At 44.0% G+C, this 5053-nt stretch carries 4 protein-coding genes; all 4 read left to right on the forward strand.

Features of this window, described 5'->3' with window-relative positions; translation table 11 throughout:
- Positions 1-153: 153 nt before the first annotated feature.
- The 4 genes from ACEVJK_RS14345 to ACEVJK_RS14360 all read left to right on the forward strand — a co-directional run bounded on the left by ACEVJK_RS14345 (position 154) and on the right by ACEVJK_RS14360 (position 4887).
- On the forward strand, positions 154-942 hold the full coding sequence (locus ACEVJK_RS14345) for an SDR family oxidoreductase (protein WP_374740894.1): 789 nt from the start codon (positions 154-156) through the stop codon (positions 940-942).
- Positions 943-1925: 983 nt separating this feature from the next.
- Positions 1926-2954, forward strand: a complete 1029-nt coding sequence (locus ACEVJK_RS14350; protein WP_186853517.1) for a TRAP transporter substrate-binding protein — start codon at positions 1926-1928, stop codon at positions 2952-2954.
- Between the two features lie 97 nt (positions 2955-3051).
- Positions 3052-3582: a TRAP transporter small permease gene (locus tag ACEVJK_RS14355; protein ID WP_240287402.1), complete on the forward strand. Its 531-nt coding sequence runs from the start codon at positions 3052-3054 to the stop codon at positions 3580-3582.
- A gap of 15 nt (positions 3583-3597) precedes the next feature.
- Entirely contained in the window at positions 3598-4887 is a 1290-nt protein-coding gene (locus tag ACEVJK_RS14360; RefSeq protein ID WP_374740895.1) for a TRAP transporter large permease, read from the forward strand.
- Positions 4888-5053: the final 166 nt, after the last annotated feature.

The following is a 5053-nucleotide window of genomic DNA, read 5'->3' on the forward strand; positions in this document are numbered from 1 at the left end:
ATGGCCTGCAGCCTGACCAACTGCCTGACTGGATGAAGAAGCGGGGCATCAAGAAGTAATATCGCTGACTTTTAGGGCCGCCTCGGTCGTCACACGCGACGGCCGGGCGGCCCGCCCCTTTTGGGTGCTTAAGATGGAAAGGATGGACGGACCATGGAATTGGGACTGAAGAATAAGAGTACGTTGGTTTTGGCCTCCAGCAGCGGATTGGGGAAGGCTATCGCAATGGAACTGGCACGGGAAGGAGCCCGGGTCATGCTCTGCGGTCGCTCTGAGGAGCAGCTGAAAAGGGCACAGCAGGATATCCTGAACGCCACTGGAAACAAGCCGAAATATCTGGCCGGGTCTATCACCGATCCCCGGTATATCCAGGAGCTGGTCCAGACCACAGTGGAGAAATGCGGTCCTATCTTTGCCCTGGTGAACAACAGTGGAGGTCCCAAACCGGGCCCCTTTGACTCCTTTGATGACCAGGCTTGGCAGGATGCCTATGAGCTGTGCCTACTCAGCTATATCCGGACGATCCGTGCTGTTTTGCCTTATATGAGGGCCAATGGAGGGGGCCGTATCCTGTGCTCTACATCCTCCTCTGTGAAGGCGGCGCTGAACGATTTGATCCTGTCCAACACCTTCCGTATGGGGGTGGTAGGGCTGGCCAAGACCCTGAGTCAGGAGCTGGGGCCGGACAACATTCTGGTCAATGTTATCGGTCCCGGCCGGGTGGGAACTGCCCGCATCGACCAGCTGGACCAGATCCGGGCTCAGAAGGAAGGATTGTCGGTGGAGGAGCTCCAGCATAAGGCATTCCACGACATTCCCCTTGGCCGGTATGGTCGGCCTGAGGAGTATGGGCGTATGGCCGCATTCCTGTGCTCTGAGGCCAATACCTATCTCACTGGACAGACCCTGCTGATGGATGGAGGTATGGTGAAGGCGTATTGAAATCTAGCGGATGAGAGCATAGGGAGCTGGGATATTTGATATCCCCTTAATAGGGGTAATTTTTTAGGCGCCTGATAACCTCGGCAGATACTGCTTTGGCGGTATCTGCCGAGGACTTTTTTGTCTACGCAGGTTCTGTCATGCTCCGCGTCTCGCCTTGCGGTGTGACCATGTACTCACTCTCGTTCTAGTGGATATCCACTGGATGCCCTTAGGGCGCAGGAGATATAATTGATTTGGGTTTATCTAAATTATATATATTTTAGACGATAAATTTTATTGACATTGTCGCTTTGTATAATTATAATGTAAATATCTTATGAATAGCAAGCACAATGATGGCGCCATCATTGTATTCTCACGGTGTGAGAATACAATTCATGTTATAGCCAGAACCAAGAAGCGCAGCCCAGAATGGGGGACATAGGATAAATAAAAAAGAGTCCATAAAATAAAAATCTTTCGCAAACGACTAAGTCGAATGCTCAGTCTGTTCCTGATAGCCTTTAATGGTTCTGAATATTGTTGGAATTCCCTTCTAGGGCGTTGCCCTGACTAATCGTCAGTACAGGGCGGTGCTCTTTATCTGGTTTGACTGTTTTTTACACAGATCTTCTTTTTCACGGTTAAACTATTGTATGTTTCGACGCAATTATGTTCTTAAACATTTTGAATATCTGGCTCTTTTCACCTGCCATCAGTTTGGTAAAAAGGAAAATTTTCTTAATTAAATGAATTATGGCTTTACAGATAATTAGAAGAACTTACATTTATAAAAATATAGTCTAAAAAGGTTAACAAAAATTGTAATTTTATTGATATTAAAAAAATAATATTTATTATCTGATGATATGCCAATATACGCGATGTAGTGTGGTAGCTTATGTGATAATAAATATGAATTAGATAGGGGTGGATAAGCCAAATAGTAAAATACATGGTCAAATAGGGAATCAAATTTGAGAAAAAGGAGAATGATTAAAATGAAAAAAAGACTGAGTTGTGCGCTGATTCTTGCTTTAACCACAGGTTTATTGATTTCTTGCGGGAGCAAAGACGGATCTGTTTCCAATGCTGGGGGAAACGGCGCTGCTGGAAGTGCAAAGGAAATTGTCCTGGGACATGTGTATGCCGAAGACCATAATATAAATCGTGCATCTCTTCAGTTTAAAGATTATATCGAAAAAGAATCTGGGGGTAGCATGACTGTAAATATCCAGCCCAACAGTGTCCTTGGTGGCGATGAGGATATGCTGGAAATGTGTGCGTATGGCACCGTTACATTGATGACGCCTTCTGTGGCCTCTTTGGAAACCTATGCGGCAGATTGGGGTGTGTTGAACCTCCCCTATTTGTATGACTCTGTTGAAGATGCGTTTGAGGCTGCTGATGGTGAGCTGGGAGACTATCTAAAGAGTACTTTGGATGGCACAGAATATATCTGCGTTGGCTTCAATTCCAATGGTACCCGTAATATGTCAAATAATGTGCGCCCGATTACTTGTATCGAGGATCTCAAAGGAATTAAGATGCGCGTAATGAACAGCAGTACATATATTAAGTGGATGAATGCTCTGGGTGCTAACGCTACCCCGATGGGTTTCAATGAGGTCTTTACCGGCCTTCAGCAGGGAACTATCGATGGTCAGGAAAATGGAGCCGCTATTGCTTATACTTCTGGGTTTAACGAAGTGCAGAAATATTTCAGTGTAACTGAGCATGTATATGATATGAATGCAATCATCTGTAACCGTGCTTTTTATGAAAGTTTGACAGATGAGGAAAGAGAGATTTTTGATACAGGTATCCGTACCTATATGGAAGATTGGCAACGCAATACAGAGGTCAGCGAAGACGGAGAGTATATTGCTAAGTGGGAAGAAAGCGGTTGTGCAGTAAACTATTTGGAAGATGACAAGAAAGAAGCGTTCCGCGAGGCACTGACTCCGTTGTATGAGGAAGCAGAGGCAAACTTCCCTGAAGCATGGGAAGCCTTGAGCAAGTATCGTTAAACTTTGTGAACTTGAATTAGTGTTTTTAGATATGTAATAAATAAAAGAGTGATGTATTCTCTGGATGATAGAAATTCCGGAGAATACATACACTAAAATGGGTAAAAAGGAAAACGATATGAATGGTTTAAAAAAAATAACACATAGAATCAATAAACTGGAAGAAGTTTTTTTGGTAGCTACATTAGCAGTTTGTGTAGTTGTAATTTTTGTACAGGTAATTGCTCGATATGTGTTTAACAACTCGATTTCTTGGAGTGAAGAAGGCTGTAAGTATCTCTTTGTTTGGATGATATGGATGGGCACTGACTTTGCGGCAAGAGATCACTTGTGTATTGAGATTATCAGTGGCCGGGTTAAAGGTAAAGCAAAGTTAGTTTTGGATATCGTAGTGAAACTGATGTGGCTGGGGATCTGCCTGTTTTTTACATTTAATGGTCTGGAAGTGGTTCAGTCCATGATGCAACGCGGAAAAGTGGCTTCGTCTATTCCGTGGCTGAAAGTTTGGGTGGTTTATTTGGTTATGCCTGTGAGCCAAGGAATGCTGAGTATCCGGGTTATAGCACAGATTGCCGAAGACATCATGAAGATAATGGGTCGTGGGCAATTGGCTGACGGATCAGTATAAGGAGGACTTAGATTTATGGAGATGCAAATTCTAGTTCTGTTCGGAGTCTTTCTGATAACGGTATTCATTGGTGTGCCAATTGGCTATTCTATCGCGTTAGCTACCTTGGTGGTTTTAGCCGGTTTTACGAATACTCCGTTAGCGATGATTACACAGAATTGTGTTAGTGGAGTGAATTCCTTTTCGCTGATGGCGATTCCATTTTTTATCCTGGCTGGCAATTTGATGAGTACGGGCGGTGTCGCAAAAAGAATCGTTAACTTTGCGGATACTTGTATAGGGTGGATTACTGGTGGACTGAGCTTAGTGACAACCGCAGCTTGTATGTTTTTTGCGGCGATTTCTGGTTCGGCTATGGCTACCTGTTCTGCCGTTGGTGCCATCATGATTCCTGAGATGGAGAAGAAGGGGTATCCACGTCCGTTCAGCGCTGCTTTGGCAGCCTCTGCCGGATCCATTGGCGTTATTATCCCCCCGTCCGTTCCTTTTGTTATCTATGGTGTCGTGACCGGTACATCCATTGGCGATATGTTTATTGCGGGTTTTCTGCCAGGCATCATGATGGGAATTGCGATTATGATTGCCTGTGTAGTGATGAGTAAAAAATATGGTTACCAAGGGGCGAGTTCAAAACCGACGGGAAGAGATGTCTGGATTTCTTTTAAAGACGCCTTTTGGGCATTGTTGGCACCTGTTATTATTTTGGGTGGAATTTATGCGGGTATTTTTACGCCAACAGAAGCGGCTGTCGTTGCGGTGGTATATTCTATTTTTGCAAGTGTAGTAATTTATCGTGAAATGACACTGAAACAGCTCTATGCTGCATTTGTAGATAGCGTACGGTTAAATGGTAATATTGTTTTTATGGTTGGTACTGCGACTGCATTTGCAAGTTACCTGTCATTGAAGCAAATTCCAGTTTTAATTGCGGCGTTTTTGACAAGCTTAACCAGCAATCCTATTATTTTGATGCTGATTATCAATGTGTTCCTTCTATTTGTGGGATGCTTGATGGATAATATCCCTGCGACTATCATTTTGTCACCGATTCTCCTACCTGTTGCATTGGAATGTGGACTATCAGCCGTTCAGTTCGGTGTGGTGCTCACCATGAACTTGGCAATTGGTTTTGTGACACCCCCTTATGGCTCTAACCTATTTGTGGCTACATCCATTTCTGGTGTAAAGATAGAGGCTATGCTAAAGTATGTATTGTGGTTCATTGGTGCGTTGCTAGTTGTTTTGATGCTAACAACTTATGTTCCATTCTTTACACAAGGTATTGTAGAAATGATCAATGGTTGATGACCTAGATAATGATTTTATTCAAAAATATTTTTAGGAGGAATTTCTTATGACTCAGCATGAGAGAAGCAAGGTACTCCTGCCCCCAATGGCGATGCACGCGGAGACAACGCCCTGTGTTGTAAGGGGAGAAGGCTGTTATCTGTATACGGAGGATGGCCGGAAG

Source organism: Flintibacter sp. P01028, from assembly GCF_041925235.1.
GTDB classification, from domain to species: domain Bacteria; phylum Bacillota; class Clostridia; order Oscillospirales; family Oscillospiraceae; genus Lawsonibacter; species Lawsonibacter aceti.